19 protein-coding genes, 1 pseudogene and 1 riboswitch are annotated in these 19,272 nt (G+C 73.4%); of the genes and pseudogenes, 10 read left to right on the top strand and 10 right to left on the bottom strand.

All coding sequences use genetic code 11. The features are described from left to right. Positions 1–23: 23 nt before the first annotated feature. From VE546_RS20890 to VE546_RS20875, 4 genes are all read right to left on the bottom strand, one after another. The gene (locus VE546_RS20890; protein ID WP_324924604.1) at positions 24–182 is read right to left on the bottom strand and encodes a hypothetical protein; all 159 of its coding nucleotides are present in this window, start codon (positions 180–182) and stop codon (positions 24–26) included. A gap of 87 nt (positions 183–269) precedes the next feature. Continuing rightward, positions 270–1,220, bottom strand: coding sequence for a cytochrome c oxidase assembly protein (locus VE546_RS20885; protein ID WP_324924602.1), 951 nt, complete (start codon positions 1,218–1,220; stop codon positions 270–272). Between the two features lie 94 nt (positions 1,221–1,314). Beyond that, positions 1,315–2,043 carry a glutamine amidotransferase gene (locus VE546_RS20880; protein ID WP_324924600.1) on the bottom strand — a complete coding sequence of 243 codons (729 nt, stop codon included), beginning with the start codon at positions 2,041–2,043 and terminating at the stop codon, positions 1,315–1,317. A 49-nt stretch (positions 2,044–2,092) separates the two neighbouring features. Next, positions 2,093–3,331: a MurT ligase domain-containing protein gene (locus tag VE546_RS20875; protein WP_324924598.1), complete on the bottom strand. Its 1,239-nt coding sequence runs from the start codon at positions 3,329–3,331 to the stop codon at positions 2,093–2,095. Positions 3,332–3,438: 107 nt separating this feature from the next. On the opposite strand from VE546_RS20875, the gene def reads away from it, so the two are divergent. Beyond that, positions 3,439–3,984 carry a peptide deformylase gene (gene def, locus VE546_RS20870; RefSeq protein WP_324924596.1) on the top strand — a complete coding sequence of 182 codons (546 nt, stop codon included), beginning with the start codon at positions 3,439–3,441 and terminating at the stop codon, positions 3,982–3,984. Positions 3,985–4,037: 53 nt separating this feature from the next. Here def and VE546_RS20865 read toward each other — a convergent pair whose 3' ends face one another. After that, complete coding sequence (locus tag VE546_RS20865) at positions 4,038–4,679, bottom strand: TetR family transcriptional regulator (protein ID WP_324924594.1); 642 nt, start codon at positions 4,677–4,679, stop codon at positions 4,038–4,040. 155 nt (positions 4,680–4,834) lie between these two features. Between VE546_RS20865 and VE546_RS20860 the strand changes: the two genes are divergently transcribed. From VE546_RS20860 to VE546_RS20850, 3 genes are all read left to right on the top strand, one after another. Next, a complete protein-coding gene (locus tag VE546_RS20860) occupies positions 4,835–6,061 on the top strand; it encodes an acyl-CoA dehydrogenase family protein (RefSeq protein ID WP_324924592.1) in 1,227 nt (408 codons plus the stop codon). 1,196 nt (positions 6,062–7,257) lie between these two features. After that, a riboswitch (cyclic di-AMP (ydaO/yuaA leader) is annotated at positions 7,258–7,411 on the top strand. Between the two features lie 4 nt (positions 7,412–7,415). Beyond that, the gene (locus VE546_RS20855; protein WP_324924590.1) at positions 7,416–7,889 is read left to right on the top strand and encodes a C40 family peptidase; all 474 of its coding nucleotides are present in this window, start codon (positions 7,416–7,418) and stop codon (positions 7,887–7,889) included. Positions 7,890–8,063: 174 nt separating this feature from the next. Beyond that, complete coding sequence (locus VE546_RS20850; RefSeq protein ID WP_324924587.1) at positions 8,064–9,068, top strand: NAD-dependent epimerase/dehydratase family protein; 1,005 nt, start codon at positions 8,064–8,066, stop codon at positions 9,066–9,068. 128 nt (positions 9,069–9,196) lie between these two features. On the opposite strand, the gene VE546_RS20845 is transcribed toward VE546_RS20850, so the two are convergent. Next, positions 9,197–9,613 carry a CBS domain-containing protein gene (locus VE546_RS20845; RefSeq protein ID WP_324924585.1) on the bottom strand — a complete coding sequence of 139 codons (417 nt, stop codon included), beginning with the start codon at positions 9,611–9,613 and terminating at the stop codon, positions 9,197–9,199. 269 nt (positions 9,614–9,882) lie between these two features. Between VE546_RS20845 and VE546_RS20840 the strand changes: the two genes are divergently transcribed. The 3 genes and pseudogenes from VE546_RS20840 (at position 9,883) to VE546_RS20830 (ending at position 12,865) form a co-directional block, all read left to right on the top strand. After that, positions 9,883–10,266 carry a hypothetical protein gene (locus tag VE546_RS20840; protein ID WP_324924583.1) on the top strand — a complete coding sequence of 128 codons (384 nt, stop codon included), beginning with the start codon at positions 9,883–9,885 and terminating at the stop codon, positions 10,264–10,266. Between the two features lie 341 nt (positions 10,267–10,607). Further along, positions 10,608–11,279, top strand: a pseudogene (locus VE546_RS20835) (S1 family peptidase); the annotation flags it as partial. Between the two features lie 170 nt (positions 11,280–11,449). After that, on the top strand, positions 11,450–12,865 hold the full coding sequence (locus tag VE546_RS20830; RefSeq protein WP_324924581.1) for an NADP-dependent succinic semialdehyde dehydrogenase: 1,416 nt from the start codon (positions 11,450–11,452) through the stop codon (positions 12,863–12,865). Between the two features lie 90 nt (positions 12,866–12,955). On the opposite strand, the gene VE546_RS20825 is transcribed toward VE546_RS20830, so the two are convergent. Beyond that, entirely contained in the window at positions 12,956–13,417 is a 462-nt protein-coding gene (locus VE546_RS20825) for an ATP-binding protein (RefSeq protein WP_324924579.1), read from the bottom strand. A 366-nt stretch (positions 13,418–13,783) separates the two neighbouring features. Between VE546_RS20825 and VE546_RS20820 the strand changes: the two genes are divergently transcribed. After that, positions 13,784–14,641, top strand: coding sequence for a helix-turn-helix transcriptional regulator (locus VE546_RS20820; protein WP_324924577.1), 858 nt, complete (start codon positions 13,784–13,786; stop codon positions 14,639–14,641). Between the two features lie 49 nt (positions 14,642–14,690). Here VE546_RS20820 and VE546_RS20815 read toward each other — a convergent pair whose 3' ends face one another. After that, positions 14,691–15,722 carry a DNA topoisomerase IB gene (locus VE546_RS20815; protein ID WP_324924575.1) on the bottom strand — a complete coding sequence of 344 codons (1,032 nt, stop codon included), beginning with the start codon at positions 15,720–15,722 and terminating at the stop codon, positions 14,691–14,693. A gap of 220 nt (positions 15,723–15,942) precedes the next feature. Here VE546_RS20815 and VE546_RS20810 point away from each other — a divergent pair, with 220 nt between their 5' ends. Further along, positions 15,943–17,019 carry a glutamate--cysteine ligase gene (locus VE546_RS20810; RefSeq protein ID WP_324924573.1) on the top strand — a complete coding sequence of 359 codons (1,077 nt, stop codon included), beginning with the start codon at positions 15,943–15,945 and terminating at the stop codon, positions 17,017–17,019. 49 nt (positions 17,020–17,068) lie between these two features. On the opposite strand, the gene VE546_RS20805 is transcribed toward VE546_RS20810, so the two are convergent. Next, on the bottom strand, positions 17,069–17,500 hold the full coding sequence (locus VE546_RS20805) for a hypothetical protein (protein ID WP_324924571.1): 432 nt from the start codon (positions 17,498–17,500) through the stop codon (positions 17,069–17,071). A 241-nt stretch (positions 17,501–17,741) separates the two neighbouring features. Between VE546_RS20805 and VE546_RS20800 the strand changes: the two genes are divergently transcribed. Next, positions 17,742–18,353, top strand: a complete 612-nt coding sequence (locus tag VE546_RS20800) for a hypothetical protein (RefSeq protein ID WP_324924569.1) — start codon at positions 17,742–17,744, stop codon at positions 18,351–18,353. 71 nt (positions 18,354–18,424) lie between these two features. On the opposite strand, the gene VE546_RS20795 is transcribed toward VE546_RS20800, so the two are convergent. Beyond that, positions 18,425–19,180 carry a ZIP family zinc transporter gene (locus VE546_RS20795; protein ID WP_324924567.1) on the bottom strand — a complete coding sequence of 252 codons (756 nt, stop codon included), beginning with the start codon at positions 19,178–19,180 and terminating at the stop codon, positions 18,425–18,427. Positions 19,181–19,272: the final 92 nt, after the last annotated feature.

Below are 19,272 nucleotides of genomic sequence, written 5' to 3'. Positions count from 1 at the left end.
CGGCCCCGCCCCGCCCGGCCCGGTCAGCGCTCCCGCGCCGTCACCATGCCCAGGGTCACCATGCCCAGGACCACCCAGGCGAACCACAGCCATCCGTTGCCGCCCAGTGCCACGGAGTAGGCGGTCACCAGCACCAGAGCGGCCATGGTGGTCACCGTCATGGCCTTCGCCGTGTCCGTCATCGCTCGCACCCTCCTGCCGTCGGGGGACCGGTGCCGGGCCGCCCGTCGCGGCCGGCCGCCCCTGCCCGCCCGGCCCGCGGCCCCGCGCTACCGGTCGCGGGACTGGAGCGACGCCAGATAGGCGTTGTAGGCGGTCAGTTCGCGGTCGCCGTCGCGGTCGGCGGTCCGGTCGTTCCGCCGAGCCTGTCGTTGTTCGGAGAAGTACCACTGGAAGACCAGGGCAATCAGCACGATGACCGACGGAATCTCGCTGAACGCCCAGGCGATGCCGCCCGCCGCGTGCTGGTCGGACAGCGCGCTGACCCCGAGCGAGGCGGGCGGGTGCGCGTACGTCTCCACCATCGGCTCGGCGGCCATCATCAGCGCGATGCCGAAGAACGCGTGGAAGGGCATGCCGGCGAACAGCTCCAGCATCCGCATCACGTAGCCGGGACGGTTCGGGCCCGGGTCCACCCCCATGATCGGCCAGAAGAAGACCAGGCCCACCGCCAGGAAGTGCACCATCATCGCGGTGTGCCCGGCCTGCGAGCCCATCAGGAAGTCGAACAGCGGTGTGAAGTACAGCGCGTACAGGCTCGCGATGAACATCGGGATGGTGAACCCCGGATGCGTGATCACCCGCATGTAGCGGCTGTGCAGCAGGGCCACCAGCAGTTCGCGCGGGCCCCTGTGCCCGCGTCCGGCGGCCGGGAGCGCCCGCAGCGCCAGCGTCACCGGGGCGCCCAGCAGCACCAGGATCGGCGACAGCATGCTGATCACCATGTGCTGCACCATGTGGACGCTGAACAGCACCATGCCGTAGTCGTTCAGCCCGGTGCACATCACCAGCGCGACCGTCAGCACGCCCAGCGCGAAGGCGACCGTGCGGCCCGCCGGCCAGGCGTCGCCGCGCCGCCGCAGCCGCAGGACCCCCCAGCCGTAGAGCGCCAGCGCGAGCAGGCAGCTCACCAGGAAGAACGGCTCGCCGGAGAACTCCAGACCACGTCCGAGGGTGAACGGCGGGAGGTCCGCCATCGTGCCGTGTCCGTCGTGGTCCATCCGTAACTCTCCCGGTTCGTACCTGCCCGCTCGAACCAGGGTAGAGCCGACCCCGCCCGGATCCCCGGGCGGGGTGGCCGGACGGCGGGACGCCTCAGGCGGGCTGCGTGGCCGCCGCGATCCGCTCGGCGCGCAGCGCCTCGTACCACCGGTCGTCCACCGGCGGCAGCGCGTTCACGTCCAGGGCCAGCTTGAGCAGCAGATCGGCGATCTGCGGGTTGCGGGCCAGCACCGGTCCGTGCATGTAGGTGCCGAAGACGGTCTCGTTCCAGGCGCCCTCGGTGCCGTCGCCGGTCCCGTTGCCCCTGCCCAGCCGCACCCGGGCCAGCGGCCGCGCCGTCGGACCCAGGTGCGTGACGCCCTGGTGGTTCTCGAACCCGGTGAGCTGCGGCAGTCCCAGCCGCTCGTCGATGTCGGCCAGCACGTCGCCGACGCACCGCTCGCCCTCGCCGCGGGCGCTGGTCACGTCCAGCAGGCCGAGCCCCGGCTGGCGCTGCCCCAGGTCGTTGATGAACTCGTGGCCCAGGATCTGGTAGCCGGCGCAGACGGAGAAGACGATCGCGCCGTTGTCCACGGCCCGCGTCAGCCCGCCGTCGCGCAGCAGCCGCTCGGCGGCCAGCCGCTGCGGCCGGTCCTCGCCGCCGCCGATCAGGTAGATGTCCCCGGAGGTGGGGATCGGCTGGTCGGAACGGACGTCGATCCGCTGCACCGCCAGCCCGCGCTGCCGCGCGCGCCGCTCCACCACCAGCACGTTGCCCTGGTCGCCGTAGGTGCTCAGCAGGTCCGGGTAGACCCACACCACGCGCAGACCGCTCTCGTTCATGCTCGCCATCCTCGCCGTGTGTTCGGCCGTGTTGTCAAAGGGCTCGTGATCAGTTGCCGACGACGCGGCGCAGGTCCTGGAACGCGGTGTAGTTGGCGATCGCCTCGATCCGGCCGGGCGGGCACTGCCGTACGGCCTCGGAGACGTTCTCGCACACCTGGAAGTCGACCCCCGCGACCTCCAGGCGGACCGCCAGGTCCAGCTTGCGGTCACCGATCACGCAGATGGGGTGCCCGGCCAGCCGGGAGTAGTCCACGTCCCACAGCCAGGAGGTGTCGGTGCCGTCCGCGCTGCGTGCGTTGACGGACAGGATGACGGGCGCGGGCGGGGTGTCGATCAGCGAGAAGGTCTCCAGCCAGCCCGCGGGGTTCTTCGCCAGCAGCAGCCGGATCTCGCGGCCCTGGTAGGACACCACGTCGTAGCGGCCCGCCACCGCGGTCACCGAGTACATCCGCTCCAGCGCCACCTGGGGCGGGACGCCGAAGGCGGCGGCGACGGCCGCCGAGGTGGTGGCGTTGGCCTTGTTGGCGCGGCCGGGAAGCTGGAGCCGGATGGGCCAGGCCGAGCCGTGCGGGTCCAGGACGTGGTCGCCCGACAGCGCCCAGCTCGGGGTGGGACGGCGGAAGCCGCACTCCCCGCAGAACCAGTCGTCGCCGGGGCGCTGCATCACGCCGCCGCAGGCCGGGCAGGACCAGGCGTCGTCCTTCCACTCCTGCCCGGCGGCCACCCACACCACGTTGGGCGAGGAGGAGGCCGCCCACACCACCAGCGGGTCGTCGGCGTTGGCCACGATCACGGCCTTGGAGCCGGACAGGCCCTCGCGCCACTTCTCGGCCAGCATCCGCGTCTCGGCGGCGCGGTCGAGCTGGTCGCGGGAGAGGTTGAGCAGGGCGATGGCCTTCGGCGTCACGTCGCGGGCGACCGCCGGCAGGTACTTCTCGTCGACCTCGATGACGCCGTAGCGGGCGTCGCCGCCCCCGGCGAGCGCGGCGGTGATGCCCGCGGGCATGTTGGCGCCCAGCGCGTTGGAGACGACCGGGCCGACGGCCCGCAGGGCCTCGGCGATCAGTCGTGTGGTGGTGGTCTTGCCGTTGGTCGCAGACACCAGGACGACGTCCAGGTTCTGCGCGAGCCGTGCCAGCAGGTCGGGGTCGAGTTTGAGTGCCACCCGCCCGCCGATCACCGATCCGCTGCCGCGACCCGCGGCCCGTGACACCGCCGCTGCGGCCTTGCCCGCCGTCACGGCCAGTTTGGCCCGCGGCGGCAACGGCTCCGTGTTGCCTGCCATCGTCCTTGTTCCTCCTTGCCCCTGGATCGGGCATCAGCCTACCGAGGTCCGCTTCCGGTCCCGAATCCCGCCACCCGGGATGATCACCACGGCATAGGCTGACCTCCATGAACCGCGGCACGATTCCCGGAAGTTCCGGTTCTGTCCACCCCCTGCGGCTGTTGGGCGACCCGGTCCTGCGCGCGCCGTGCGCGGAGGTCACGTCGTTCGACGCGGCGCTGGCACGGCTGGTGGAGGACCTGTTCGCGTCGATGTACGCCGCGGACGGCGTGGGCCTGGCGGCCAACCAGATCGGCGTCGGCCTGCGGGTGTTCGTCTACGACTGCCCCGACGACGAGGACCGCCGCCACCTCGGACACGTGGTCAACCCGCGCCTGGTGGAGACCGGCGGCGTCACCGTGCGCGGCCCGGAGAGCTGCCTGTCGCTGCCCGGCCTGGAGGCGGCCGTGCCGCGCCACGACCGCGCCGTGGTGGAGGGGTACGACAGGACCGGGGCGCCGGTGCGGATCGAGGGCACCGGCTTCTTCGCCCGCTGTCTCCAGCACGAGTGCGACCACCTCGGCGGGGAGGTGTACACCGACCGCCTCACGGGGCTGAGGCGCCGCCGGGCGCTGCGCGCGGTGCGCCGGGCGCCGTGGTCGGCGGGCGGGTAGCCCGCCGCGCCGGGGCACCGGGACGCCGCCGGGCGCCGCCGGTGCCCCGGCGCTCAGAAGCCGGGACCGCCCGCCCGGTCGTCCGCCGTGGCGAGGCCGCCCCACAGCAGGTCCGCCAGGTGCCGCACCAGCCTCTCCCGGGGGCAGGGCCGCTCGCGCAGCCACCAGTCGCCGGCCGCGTGCATCATGCCGACGATGCCGTGCCCCCACACCCGGGCCCGCTCCTCGCCCCCGGGGCCGAGGTCGACGCGTTCGGCGATCACCGTGGCCAGCTCCTCGCCGAGCCGCCGCAGCAGGGGGGCCGAGTGCTGCCCGACGTCGAAGCCGCGGTCGCCGCCGGGGTCCTCGGCGGGGTGCATCAGGAAGCGGTAGACCTGCGGGCGGGCCTCGATGGCGGCCAGGTACGTGTCCAGGGCGGCCTCCACGCGCTCGCGCCGATCGGTGGGGGCGTCCAGCGCGGCCCGCAGGGAGTCCACCAGGGCGTCGGTGTGCCGTACGGCCAGGGCCCGGTACAGCCCGCCCTTGTCGCCGAAGTGCCGGTAGAGGATGGGCTTGGTGATCCCGGCCTCGGCGGCGATGGCGTTCATCGAGGCCCCGGGACCGTCGCGCAGCACCACGCGCTCGGCGGCCTCCAGCAGTTCCCTGCGGCGGCGCTCCGTCGCGCTGCGCTGCTCCTCCCGTTGTGTGGTGCCCATTGCCCTGGCCTCCCCGTCCGTGACGCCTCGCTGCGGCCTCCGCGCAACGTAACACCCGCGGCGCGGCACGGGGCGGGGCGGATGCCGGAGGTTGACACCACACTGACCGGTAACATATTCACGTTACCCCCAGTAACAACGGATGGAGGGCTTCCATGGCGGAGTTCGCACTCGACCTCAACGAGGACCAGAAGGCCGTGCGGGACTGGGTCCACGGCTTCGCGGCCGACGTCATGCGGCCCGCCGCCGCGGAGTGGGACGAGCGCGAGGAGACCCCCTGGCCCATCATCCAGGAGGCGGCCAAGATCGGCCTCTACTCGCTCGACTTCTACGCCCAGCAGTACTTCGACCCCACCGGCCTGGGCATTCCCGTGGTCATGGAGGAGCTGTTCTGGGGCGACGCGGGCATCGGCCTGTCCATCGTCGGCACCGCCCTGGCCGCCGTCGGCGTGCTCGCCAACGGCACCGAGGAGCAGATCGGCACCTGGATCCCGCAGATGTACGGCGACGAGAACGACGTGAAGGTCGCCGCCTTCTGCTCCTCCGAGCCGGACGCCGGATCGGACGTCTCGGCGATGCGCACCCGCGCGGTCTACGACGAGGCCAAGGACGAGTGGGTGATCAACGGCACCAAGACCTGGGTGACCAACGGCGGCATCGCAGGCGTCCACGTCGTCGTCGCCGTCGTCGACCCCGAGCTCGGCGCCAAGGGACACGCCTCCTTCGTCGTCCCGCCGAACACCCCCGGCCTGTCCCAGGGGCAGAAGTTCAAGAAGCACGGCATCCGCGCCTCCCACACCGCCGAGGTGGTGCTGGACGACGTCCGCGTACCCGGCCACTGCCTGCTGGGCGGCAAGGAGAAGCTCGACGAGCGCCTGGCCCGTGCCCGCGAACGCGCCGGGAAGGGCGGCGAGCGCGTGCGGAACGCCGCGATGGCCACCTTCGAGGCGTCCCGTCCGGCCGTGGGCGCCCAGGCCGTCGGCATCGCCCGCGCCGCGTACGAGACCGCCCTGGAGTACGCCAGGACCCGCGTGCAGTTCGGCCGCCCGATCATCGACAACCAGGGCGTCGCCTTCCAGCTCGCCGACATGCGCACCCGCATCGACGCCGCCCGCCTGCTGGTGTGGCGGGCCTCGTGGATGGCGGCGGCGGGCAAGACCTTCGAGGCCGCCGAGGGCTCGATGTCCAAGCTGTTCGCCGGGGAGACGGCGAAGGCCGTCACGGCCCAGGCGATGCAGATCCTCGGCGGCAACGGCTTCACCCGGGAGTACCCGGTGGAGCGGATGCACCGGGACGCGGCGGTCTACACGATCTTCGAGGGCACCAGTGAGATCCAGCGGCTGGTCATCGCCCGCAGCATCTCGGGGATGCAGATCCGGTAGCCCCGGAGCGCCGGCGGGGCGCGTACGGACCGGCGCCGGAATCCCCCTCTCAGGCGGGAGGCCCCGGCGCCGGCCCGGCCGGAAGGCCGCTTCGCGCACGGCCTGGCCGAAGCCGCCCAGGAAGTCGGAGTTCAGTTGCGCGCTGCAGATGTTGTAGTCGCCGCGGGCGCGTCCCGTCTTCGTCCTGCCCTCGACGGTGACCGAGCACCGGATGTCCCCGCCGCCCTGCAACTGGGCCGTCACCTGGTACTACAGGGCGTCCTCCTTGACGCCCGGCGTCTCCGTCAGGGGAAGGCCGTCGCCGTCGAGGTTCTCCCCGTCGCTGCCATAGGTGATCTCCACACCGGCCGGCGCGGACCCCACACCTTGAACACCGCCTCGCCGTCCGGGGCCTCGTCCTCGCCCTCCCCGGCGGGCGCCTCCGGCTTCGCGGCCTTCGGCTTCGCCGTCTTCGTCACCGTGACCGTCGGTGCGGGCTTCGCGCCGGCCTCCGCCTCCGGCTCGCCGCCCCCGCCGCGCCGACGCCGACCCCGAAGAGGAACACGGCGCCGGCGACCGGGAGGGCGATGCGCTTGCGCGCCCAGCCCGGCCGGACCCGTGGCACCGGCGGGGGCGCCGGCTGTCCCCCTTGCGGTGTTGGCGGCTGCTGCGGCGGTTGCTGGTCGTCCCGGGACATGCGTCCCCCCATGTGTGCTTCGTGAAGGGATGACCGTAGCGGGAGGTTGGGAGGGGTGTGAGGGGTGGACACCGAAGGTGACGCACCTCTTACCAAAGGAAGGTGATTTCCTGTCCGTGGAGTCCGCTTCGTGCGGCACCGCGCGCCGTGCCGCCCTCTGTCCGGAGCCGGTGGTCCGCCCCGTACGCGCCCGCCGCCCCTCCGCGGTCACCCGACACGGGGGCGGCCATCTGGGCTGATCGTGCCGGCCCGCGCAGTACGCCGAAGGGGCGTCCGCCGCGTCGGTACGCTCGGGAAGCGCGTCCAACAACCGCTGCTCAGCGGCCGTTTCGGAACGGAGCGGCCCGACCGGGGACATGGCCGGATACTCCGGACGGAACAGGAGTGAATAACTTCACATAAGTCATCAGAATTCCCAATCGCAGCCCTTCTTGACGCAGTATCCGTAGGGAACGACAAGTCCTCGCCACCGGGCGGGGCGGTCCGGGCGGACGCCGAATCCTGCCGCCGCACGGGCCGGACACACATCACGAGGAATTCGGCAGGAGCGGGAGACCCAGCACGACCGGGCCGCGCACGACGCGGCCCTTGGGGTGAAGCCACGTATGTGGCCGGGCCACTTCGCCAGCCCGAACCCGACAGGTCATCTTTCGCAGGCGGATGACGAAGGGTTAGCTCATGTCCGCGTACGCACGTATACCCGGACTCATGTCCCGGGCCGCCGTCACCTCCGCCGTCACCGCCGCGACGCTGGCGGGAACGGCGCTGGTTCCGGCCGCCACCCCCGAGGCCGAGGCGCTCACCCCCGCCGGCAAGGCGCTCAAGGTCGCGGCCTCCAAGAAGGGGGCGCCCTACCAGTACGGTGCCGCCGGCCCGCGCCGCTTCGACTGCTCGGGGCTCACCCAGTACTCGTACAAGAAGGCGGGCAAGAAGCTGCCGCGCACCGCGGCGGCCCAGTACAACCGCTCCAAGAAGATCTCCGCCACGTCGCGCAAGAAGGGCGACCTGGTGTTCTTCCACTCCGGCGGCAACGTCTACCACGTGGGCATCTACGCCGGTGACGGGCGGATCTGGCACTCCCCGAAGCCGGGGAAGACCGTGCGGAAAGAGAAGATCTGGACCAAGAACGTGCGGTACGGGCGCGTGAGGTGACGATCCCCGTACGGGTCCGGAAGTTCCGGTGACGGCGCGCCGCGGAAGCCTCCGCGGCGCGCCGTCGGCGCGTCCGGCCCGCCGGTCCGGCCCCCGGCACGGTTCGGCCCTGGGCGAATTCGCCGAGGGCAGGGAGCCGTTCCGCCGCGCCGGTGCGGCGTGCAGAGTCACCCCATGAGGATTCTGGTACTGGGCGGAACGGAGTTCGTCGGCCGTGCGGTCGTCGAGGAGGCGCTGGCCCGCGGCCGGCGGGTGACCGTCTTCCACCGGGGGCGGCACGCACCGCCGCCCGGCGTCACCGCGCTGCTGGGCGACCGCACGGGCGACGGCGGACTGGCCGCCCTGGAACGGGCGGCGGCCGGTGGCGCGTGGGACGTCGTGATCGACACCTGGAGCGGGGCGCCGTCCGCCGTCCGCTCCGCCGCCGAACTGCTGGCGCCGCGGACGGAGCGCTACGTCTACGTCTCCAGCCGCTCGGTGTACGCCTACCCGCCCCCGGCGGGCCTGGACGAGGACGGCCCGCTGGTCGACGCCTCTCCCGACGACGGCGACGTGGACTACGCCCGGGCCAAACGGGGAGGGGAACTGGCCGCCCTCGCGGCCTTCGGGGACCGGGCGCTGCTGGTACGGGCGGGGCTGATCATCGGCCCCTACGAGAACATCGGACGGCTGCCGTGGTGGCTGCTGCGCATCGCCCGGGGCGGCGAGGTCCTGGCGCCCGGCCCCCGCGACCTGCCCCTGCAGTACGTGGACGTCCGCGACCTCGCCTCCTGGACGCTGGACGCCGCCGAGCGCGGGCTGGGCGGCCCGTACAACCTGGTGAGCCCGTCCGGCCACACCACCATGGCCGGGCTGCTGGAGAACTGCGTGCGCGTCACCGGATCCGGCGCCGAACTGCGCTGGACCGCCCCGGAGACGATCCTCGCCGCCGGGGTGGAGCCGTGGACGGACCTGCCGGTCTGGACCCCGCCGGGCGAACTGCACGACGCCCTGCACCGGGCGGACGTCTCCCGGGCCGTCGCCGCGGGGCTGCGCTGCCGCCCCGTCGCGCGGACGGTGGCCGACACCTGGGCCTGGCTGCGCGGCCTGGGCGGCGAGCCGCCTCGGCGCCCTGACCGTCCCCGGGTCGGCCTGAGCCCGGAGAGGGAGGCGGAGATCCTGCGGGCGGCGGTGCGGTGAGCGGCTCGCGGCGGTGGACCGCGGCCGGACCCGTACCGGCTCCGGACGCGGAGCCCCCCGCCCCGCCACCGGGCGGGGCGGGGCACGGGGCGGGACCGTACGCAGGGTGCGGAGGGGAGGGGGCGCGGTCAGCGGTTGGGTGCGCCGGCGCTGATGTCGGCGAGCACCGAATCGGGGTCGCGCTCCACCGCCAGGTCGCCGATGCTCAGCACGCCGACCGGGTGGCCGTGGTCCACGACCGGCAGCCGCCGTACGGCGTGCTCGCGCATGAGCTGCGCCGCCCGGGTGATCTCGTCGTCGGGGGAGGCGGTCACCAGGGTGTCGCTGCAGACCTCCCGCACGGCGGTGTCCCCGCCGCTGTTCTCGGCCATGCCGCGCACCACCAGGTCGCGGTCGGTCACCATGCCGCGCAGCTCGTCACCCTCGACGATCAGGACGTCGCCGATGTCGCGGTCCCGCATCAGGCGCGCGACCTCGTTCAGGGTGGTCTGCGGGGAGGTGGTGACCGGGTCGGCCGTCATGACCTCGCGGACTTTCCGGGCCATCGGGATCCTCCTCGTTCGTCGGACTCGGACGTCGGGCCCGTTCACCGGACCCGGGCGACGGGGACGGACGGGGACGCCGTCCGCCCGCGCCGTCCGGTTGTCCCGGTACCCGGTACCGGGGCGCTGATGTTCTGTACGGGGTGTCTCGTCTGGTTCGTGGGCCTTGTTCGGTCCGGCCACCGGGCCGGACGGCGCTCCGGGCTCCGCCGGCACCCGCACGGACCGTTCCGGACTGTGACCATCGCTCGCGCCGGGGTACAGGAGGGACCATGAGCACTGAACGGATGGAAGAGAGCGCCAACCTCGTCGAGGTCGAGCTCCCCAACTGCACCGCCTCGAACGCCGCGGCCGTCTTCGCCGTGCTGAGGTCCGCGTTCCCGCGGTCGCCCCAATTGGGGAACGGCCAGGACCGGGCCGGGGCGGACGGCGCGGAGAAGCGGCGGTTCTGGGTGGGGACGGTCGATGTCAGCACACACGGTGACGTGGAGTGCACCCTGGACCTGAACGAGCCGACGGAAGCCGACCTCAGCGGCAGCCCCGACGCGGTGCGCCAGGTCAAGGACGCGCTGGCCGGCTTCTACGACGTGACGGCCGAACCCCGGATCTCCGGTGACCAGGAGGTGGAGGTGCGGCTGCGGCTCGCCCAGCGATGACCGGCCGCGGGGAACGTTCCGCCGGGCCCTGAGGCCTCCCTCCGCGCCGCCGCCCGGGACGTCCCGGACGCCGCGGCCCGCCGTCGCGGCCCGTGGGAGGGCGCCCGGCGGCGGGGCGGAGGCCGTACGCGTCCCCCGGGGGCCGCCGCGGTGGGGTGAAGCGTTCACACCGCGCGGAATTCCGCTCCCCTCCCGTCACCGGGTGCAGAGGCGGACAGTCACTCCGTATGGGCGACCACCGAGCGTGATGCCGTGCAGCCACCTTGATCCCCCGAGCGCGAAGGGGCGGCACGACGTGGCCCTGGGGAAGGGCGCAAACGGCCACACCGTCGCCGTGGAGAGGCTCAGGCCGGGGGACCACGCCTTCGCCGGTCACGCGAACGGGCCGTCCTGGCAGGGGCCGGCCGCGTTCACCCACGACGGACTGCTCCGCCGGCCACTGCGGCAACGCCTCGCAGACCTGGACGGCCGACGCCGCCGGCGCGCAACCGCTGGGCACCGTCGTGGGGTCGCAGTTCCCCGTGGGCGACTTCGCGCTGGTCGTCTACGACGACCCCGCCGCCCCGGCCCCCGGCACGGTCGACCTCAAGGACGGCGCCACCCGGGAGATCACCCGGGTCGCCGAGGCGGGCGTCGGCATGCGGGTGCAGCGCAGCGGCAGCACCACCGGTGTCGGCGAGGGCACGGTGACCGGTCTGGACGCCACGGTGAACTACGGCAACGGCGACATCGTCAACGGCCTGATCCAGACCGACGTGTGCGCCGAGCCGGGCGACAGCGGCGGCGCGATGTTCTCCGGCGACGCGGCGGTGGGACTGACGTCCGGCGGCAGCGGCGACTGCACCCGGGGCGGCGAGACCTTCTTCCAGCCGGTCACCACCGCCCTGGAGGCCACCGGGGCGCAGCTCGGCGCGGGCACGGGCACGGGCGGCGACGGCGGTGACGCGAGCGGCGACGGCGGGACGGTGGCCGCCGGGACCGCCGGGAACGGCCCCCGCGGCTCCCGGCGCTGACCTCCGGCCGGCACCCCCTCCGCCACGGCGCGCCCCGGGCAGGACCCGCCTCCCCACCGGGGCGCGCCGTTCGCCGACTGAGACCGCCGCGCACGGGTACGCGGGTCGCGGACCCACGGGCCGTCGGCCGCAGGCCGCGCCGCCTCCACCGCTTCCCGAGGAGGAACCCCATGCCCATCGCGACCATCAACCCGGCGACCGGGGAGACGCTGCAGACTTTCGAACCCCTGGGCGCGGAGGAGATCGAGACACGGCTGGAGCGGGCCCGCACCACCTTCGCGGAGTACCGCACCACCGGCTTCGGCCGGCGGGCCGAGCTGCTGCGCCGGGCGGCCGACCTGCTGGAGAAGGACCAGGAGGACATCGCCCGCACCATGACCACCGAGATGGGCAAGCCCATCACCGCGGCCCGCGCCGAGGCCGCCAAGTGCGTGAAGGCGATGCGCTGGTACGCCGAGCACGCCGAGGCGCTGCTGGCCGACGAACACCCCTCGCCCGCGGACGTCGAGGACAGCGGCGGCACGGTCGCGTACGTGCGCTACCGCCCGCTGGGCCCCGTCCTGGCGGTCATGCCGTGGAACTTCCCCCTCTGGCAGGTGATCCGCTTCGCCGCGCCCGCGCTGATGGCGGGCAACGTCGGCCTGCTCAAGCACGCGTCCAACGTGCCGAGGACCGCGCTCTACCTGGAGGACCTCTTCCGCCGCGCGGGATACCCGGAAGGCTGCTTCCAGACCCTGCTGATCGGCTCCGGCGCCGTCGAGGGCGTCCTGCGCGACCCGCGCGTGGCCGCCGCGACGCTCACCGGCAGCGAGCCCGCCGGACGCTCGGTGGCCTCGATCGCCGGCGACGAGATCAAGAAGACCGTCCTGGAGCTGGGCGGCAGCGACCCCTACCTCGTCCTGCCCTCGGCGGACGTCACCAGGGCGGCCGAGGTCGCGGTGACGGCGCGGACCCAGAACAACGGCCAGTCCTGCATCGCGGCCAAGCGCTTCATCGTGCACCGGGAGGTGTACGACGAGTTCACCCGGCTCTTCGTGGACGGCATGAAGGCCCTGAGGGTCGGCGACCCGATGGACGATTCCACCGACGTCGGCCCGCTCTCCAGCGAGCGGGGCAGGGCCGACCTGGAGGAGCTGGTCGAGGACGCCCGCGACCGCGGCGCCACCGTGCTGTGCGGGGGACGGCGGCCCGCGAAGCACCCGGCCGGCTGGTTCTACGAGCCGACGGTCCTGGCGGACATCACGCCCGGGATGCGCATCCACCGCGAGGAGACCTTCGGACCGGTGGCGACCGTCTACCGGGTGGCGGACCTGGACCAGGCGATCGAGGTGGCCAACGACACCTCCTTCGGCCTGAGCTCCAACGTCTGGACCCGGGACCGGGAGGAGCAGGAGCGCTGCGTGCGGGACCTGCAGGCGGGCGGCGTCTACCTCAACGGCATGACCGCGTCACACCCGGCGATGCCCTTCGGCGGAGTAAAGCGTTCCGGTTACGGCCGGGAGCTGTCGGGCCACGGCATCCGCGAGTTCTGCAACGTCACCACGGTCTGGTACGGCACGCCGCCGGACGTGCCCGTCACCGAGTAGCGCCCGCGGGCGGAAGGCCGCACGGGCGGAAGGCCGGGGACCTGGACGAACGGACGGGAGCGGGGGAGGAGGCGGCCGGCGCCGGGTGCCTCAGGCGCGGTCCAGCCGCAGTTCCGCCCAGACGATCCGCCCCTGCGCCCGTCCGGCGGGGCGGTCCCCCCAGGAGTCGGCGAGGGCGTCGACGAGCTGGAGGCCGCGCCCGTTGGTGGCGTCGGTGTTCGCCGAACGCGGCGTGAGACCGAGGGTGCCGGTGCCCTGGTCGCGGACCTCTATGCGCAGCCGCCGCTCGGTCTGCTGCAGACAGCACACGATTCTGTCGCTGGCGGTGTGGAGCACGGCATTGGTGGCGAATTCCGAGATCACCAGCTGCGCGGTGTCGATGGTCTCCTGGGGGCAGTGCCAGCGGCGCAGCCACTCCACGAGCAGGTGCCGCGCCACGCTCACCGAGGAGTGCTGGGCGGGCACTTCGAACTCCGCCCGGTGCCGTGGCCGCTGGGGGTGCACGGCGGGGAGCATGGGGGCGATGCGCGCGGAATGGGGGAGAAGAGCCATCAGAGGCTCGCCTTTCGTATGCCGGTGGGCGACGGAGGCACCGATCCGAACCCGGGACCGGGCCCGTACGGCAGTCCGGCGCTCGGAAACGCCCGCTGACCAGTCACTGCATCCAGCGCGTCGCGGCACGGGAGGACGATGGGTGCGCGGACCCCGCGAGTGGAGCAGGATGGTCCGCGTGCCGGGACGGATCGACGCTGGTGCGGCCGCGTCGTGAACTGGATCACCCGGCTACTATGCTCATTGGTGTACGCAAAAGGCAAGAAGAGTTCTGCAATTTGCAAGATTTAACTGGCAACCTGGCTGTGGCACCGAGGCCGTGACACACTGCTCTGCCTGTGAGACGGCGGCAGGGAGGGAGACACCATGGGCGAGTCCCGGTCGGCGCCGACCGTGGGACAGATCGTCCTGGGGTTGCGGCTGCGTGACCTGCGGGAAAGAGCCGGATTCTCCTTCGAGGACGCCGCTCGGGTGCTGAGCGTCACCACCTCCACCGTCCGCCGCATGGAGAAGGCCGAGGTCGGCCTGCGCCCCCTGTACGTCAAGGCGCTGCTGGAGAGCTACGGCGTCGAGAAGGAGGAGATCGACGCCTTCCTCGCCCTCGTGGAGAAGGCCAACAGACCCGGCTGGTGGCACCGCTTCCGCAGCGTCCTGCCGGACTGGTTCAGCCTCTACGTCAGCCTGGAGAGCGAGGCCAGCCTCATCCGGGCCTATGAGCCCCACTGCGTCCCCGGCCTCCTCCAGACCGAGGACTACGCCCGGGCCCTGCTGCGCACCGGCTTCCCCGGGGCCGACGAGGAGGAACTCGACCGCCGGGTGGCGCTGCGCATGGGACGGCAGCAGCTCCTCACCAAGGCCGAGGCGCCGCGCCTGTGGATGGTGCTGGACGAGCAGGTGCTGCGGCGGCCGGTCGGCGACGCCGCCGTGATGAGGGCGCAGATCGACCGGCTGATCGAGGAGAACGCCAAGCCGAACATCAGCCTGCAGATCATGCCCTTCAGCGCCGGACCGCACCCCGGCATGTTCGGCCCCTTCCAGCTCTTCCGGTTCAGCTATCCCGAGCTGCCGGACGTCGTCTACACCGAGAGCCTGACCGGCGCCGTCTACATCGACGAGCGCCCCGAGGTCACCGCCTACCTGGAGGCCCTCGACCGCATGGTCACCCAGGCCGTCCCGGTGCAGGAGACCGAGCGGGTCCTGCGGGAGATGCGCGAGGACTTCTGACCGCGCGACCGCGGCCCCCCGCGCCCGGCCCCGGCTCCCGGACCGGCCCTCAGGCGCGCGGCGGACGGCCGGTGCGCAGCATCCGCAGCACGGCCTCCTCGACGGCCCCCTGGGTGGCGGGCACCCCGAAGGCGCCCTGGTCGCCGAGGCGGCCCAGGACGGGGGCGATGGTCACCCCCTCCTCGTACAGCTCGATGACCCGCGGGTTGATGTACGAGGCGCGGCACACCGCCGGGGTGTTGCCCAGGTACTCGGAGACCTCCTTCACGGCGCGGGTGACCGCACGGCGCCGGGCGGTCCTGCTCCGGTCGGCGAACCGCGAGACGGCCAGGCCGACGGCGGCCAGCACGGTGGCGTGCCAGGTGCGGAAGTCCTTGGCGGTGATGTCCACCCCGCCCAGGTCCCTCAGGTGGGCGTTGAGCTCCTCACCCGTCACCTCGCGCCAGACGGGCCGGTCCCAGTAGGCGAACAGCCGCTCGCCGCCCCCGCGGCGGCGCTTCAGCGAGCGTACGGCCCGGCAGGTCGCGGGGTCGGCCACGGCCCGCACCAGCTCCCTGCCGTGCTTGCCGGGATAGCTGAAGGTCACCTCCCCGCGGCCGCAGCTCGTGTGCTCGCGCAGCAGGGTGGTCAGGCCGTAGGAGTGGTTCAGCTCCGCGTAGCGCTCGCCGCCGACGCGGAAGAAGCCCAGGTCCAGCAGGCGGACCGCGGTGGCGAGCACCCGTTCCCGGGGCAGCCCGCGCAGGCTGAGCTGGGCCTCGACGGCCTCGCGGATGCGGGGCAGCGCCTCGGCGACGTCCAGCACGTGCTCGTGCTTGGCCTGCTCCTGCTCCGCGCGGAACTGCGGGTGGTACAGGTACTGGCGGCGGCCCGCGGCGTCGGTGCCCACGGCCTGGAGGTGGCCGTTGGGCCGGGGGCAGATCCACACGTCGTTCCAGGCCGGCGGGATGGCCAGGGACTTGATCCGCTCCAGCTCCGCCGGGTCGCGCAGCGGGCGTCCCGAGGCGTCGAGGTAGCGGAAGCCGCGGCCGTGACGCCTGCGGGTGTAGCCGGGGCCACCGGGCCGGGTGTGACGCAGACGCACGCGATCCTCCCTGGCCTCGTTACGGAACTCGGTGCCGCCGGCGCGGACACCGGCGTCGGCGGCGGTCCTCCTCCTTCCCCCGTTCGGCCCGTCCATGGCTCGCGGGCTCGCGGGCCCCGCCCGGAGGGACGGGCCCGACAAGATGGCCGGAGGCGGCGGCGTAGCCCGGCCGGGGCGGGGAATCCGCTGGACCGGACGACCCCTTGAGGAGGCTGTGGCGATGCGAAGCGTGGGCGTTGAGGAAGAGCTGCTCCTGGTGGACGCGGACAGCGGCGAGCCGCGGGCCGTCTCGGGGGCCGTGCTGGCCTCCGCGGGGGAGGACGAGGAACTGGAGAAGGAACTGCAGCGGGAGCAGGTGGAGACCGGCACCCGTCCCCGGACGCAGATGGTGGACCTCGCGGTGGAGGTGCGCCGGTGGCGGGGCGCGGCGTCGCAGCGGGCCCGGGCGGCCGGCGCGGAGGTCGCGGCGCTGGCCACCTCGCCGCTGGAGGTCCACCCCTCGCTCAGTCCCGGCGACCGCTACCGGCGGATGGCGCAGGAGTACGGGCTCACCGTGCAGGAGCAGCTCACCTGCGGGTGCCACGTCCATGTGAGCGTCGAGTCCGACGAGGAGGGGGTGGCGGTGCTGGACCGGATCCGGCCGTGGCTCTCCCCGCTGGTGGCGATGAGCGCCAACTCGCCGTTCTGGCAGGGGGGCGACAGCGGCTACGCCAGCTACCGCAACCGGGTCTGGGGGCGGTGGCCGTCGGCGGGCCCGGTGGAGACCTTCGGCACGGCCGAGCGCTACCACGAGCGGGTCGAATCGATGATCGAGACCGGGGCGCTGCTGGACGAGGGGATGATCTACTTCGACGCACGGCTGTCGCGCAGCTATCCCACCGTCGAGATACGGGTCGCCGACGTGTGCCTCGACGTCCGCGACACGGTGGTGATCGCAGCGCTGGCCCGCGCGCTGGTGGAGACCGCGGCGCGCGCCTGGCGCGCGGGCGAGCCGCCCGCGCCGGTCAGCGTCGGCCTGCTGCGGCTGGCGGCGTGGCGGGCGAGCCGTTCCGGGCTCTCCGGCGAACTGGTGCACCCGGTGACCTTCAAACCCGCCCCCGCGGAGACCGTCGTACGCGCCCTGCTGGACCACGCCGCCCCGGCCCTCTCGGACGCCGGGGACCTGGCCCTGGTCAAGGAGGGGGTGGAGGAACTGTTCCGCAGGGGCAACGGCGCCGACCTCCAGCGCGCCGTCTTCGACGACACGGGCGACCTGAGCGCCGTGGTGGCGGAGGCGGTGCGCAGAACGGCGGCCTGAGCACGGCACCGACACCGACACCGGCACCGGCCCGGCGGGGCCGGTGCCGCTAGCGCTTCGCCGTGTCCTTGTCCATGGCCAGGTCCAGCACCTTCTGCTTGAGCCGGCCGATGCACTCCTCGCACGCGTAGAAGACGGTCGTCCCGTCCCGGTGCTCGACCTCCGCGAGTCGGACCAGCGGCACGTCACCGCGCTGGCACCACAGCCAGCAGACGGAGTCCTGGTGGGCGGGGGAGGTGCGCACCTGCTCCTCCAGCCGGCGGATGCACTCCTCGCACGCGTACAGCGGTGCGTGGGTGCCCCAGGAGATCACCGGCCCGAGCCAGGTCACCGCCGTGCCGGTGCGACGGCACCACAGCCAGCAGTCGCCGACGACCCATGCGCACCAGCCGACCCCGTCGGCCGGTTCCGGCCCGGGCGCACCGCCGGTGCCGGAGCTGTCATGCCCCCGCCAAGCGTGCGAGTCGGTCTCGGTGAGCACGGGAAAGGTCTCCTCTCGCCGCCCGCCGGGAGAGGCCCCCGTGGTACGGCTCCCTCGTCCTGTCTCGTCCTGTCCTCCATGTCATGCGTACCCCGGAACGGCCGACGGGGACAGCGCAACTCCGGTCAGCCTCACCGGATTCCGCGAGGGACGGCCGGAACGCGGGAACCGACCCCGCTCACCTGCGCGTCCCCTGATCGCGGCCGTCGCAGGGACGGCCTCGGACAGGGGGGACACCACTATGTTTCGGACATCCAGGGGTTCGCTGCGCCTGACCGCCGTCGCCGCGGTCCTGGCCGCGGCGACGGCGACCGGGTGCCAGCCGGAGGACGCGGCGGTCCCGCCGCCCCCCTCGCCGTCCGCCGGCACCGCCTCGCCGTCCGCCGCGACGGACGGCGAGCGGACCCTGGTGGACGCCGAGGAGGCGGGCGGACTGCGCAGGCACACCGGCGACGGCGCCGCCACGGACGTCCCGGCCGACCCCGGGGAGATGCGCGACGGCATGCGGCTGGTGGTCGGCAACTTCGCCGCGCCCGACGGTGGCGACCCGATCCGCTTCGAGGGCGTCGACCACGTGCCGGAGGACACCAACGAGCGCCGCGAACACCTCTTCCGCGGCATGCTCGACCACATCGAATGGGACCCGGAGCTGGGACAGCCCGAGGCGCGGCCGGTGGACCCGGGCCCGCTGGGGGGATCGGTGGAGTGCCTGCTGGCCTCCATCACCGAGGACGGCAACGTGATCTGCGGCTGGGCGGACGAGAGCACCGCGGCGGTGGCCCTGTTCCCGGACAGCACGGTGGCGGACGCCGGGAAGCTCTTCGTGGCCATGCGCTCCGACCTGGAGCGCTGAGCCCGCCCGCCGGTCCGCGTCCGTCCGGGCGGACGCGGACCGGCCGGTCCCGCGCGGCCCGCGTCCGCGGCTCACATCCGCGAGAGCGCGAAGGAGACCAGGAAGCCCGCGACGAGGATCAGACCGATGGCCAGGTGGGCCTCCTCGAAGGCCTCCGGGATCATCGTGTCCGCGACCATGGCCAGGACGGCGCCCGCGGCGACCGCCGTCACCACGGCCACCACGGTGGCCGACAGCCCTCCGACGACGGCGTAGCCGAACACGGCCGACAGCGTGCTCGCGGCCGCGATCGACCCCCACAGGCCGAAGACGTGTCCCTTGCCGCGCCCGGCCCTGCGCATCCCCGCCGAACTGGACAGCCCCTCGGGCACGTTGCTGATGAACACCGCGGCGACGGTCACCGTGCTGACCGCGCCGCCCTGGGCCAGGCCCACCCCGATGACCGCCGACTCCGGCACGCCGTCCAGCAGCGCGCCCAGCGCGAGCGCCAGTCCGGACCCCGCCTGCTGGGCCTCCGACGGCTGGCCGCGCACGTGTCCCGAGCGCTTGCGGTGCCGCGCCCCGCGGCGGGCCAGGACGACGTTGCCCGCGGTGTAGGCGGTCGCGCCCCCGACGGTGCCGACCGCCACCGGAAGCATCCCCGCCCGCTCGTACGCCTCCGCGACCAGTTCGAAGGAGACCGCCGACAGCAGCACCCCGGCGCCGAAGGCCATCACCGACGCGGTCACCCGGTGGGGGATCGGCGCCGCGTACCCCAGTACGGCGCCCACCAGCAGCGCGGAACCGGCCAGCAGCCCCCAGCCTCCTGCCTCCAGCACCTCACCCATGCGGGCGCGCGTACCCGGCCACGGCTCACCCGATTCCCCTGTCCCACCACTCACTCGCGTCACCGGAGGACAAAACATCCCATGGTGGTGTG

This window comes from Streptomyces sp., from assembly GCF_035644915.1.
GTDB lineage: Bacteria > Actinomycetota > Actinomycetes > Streptomycetales > Streptomycetaceae > Streptomyces.
This window is presented reverse-complemented; position numbering and strand designations above follow the sequence as displayed.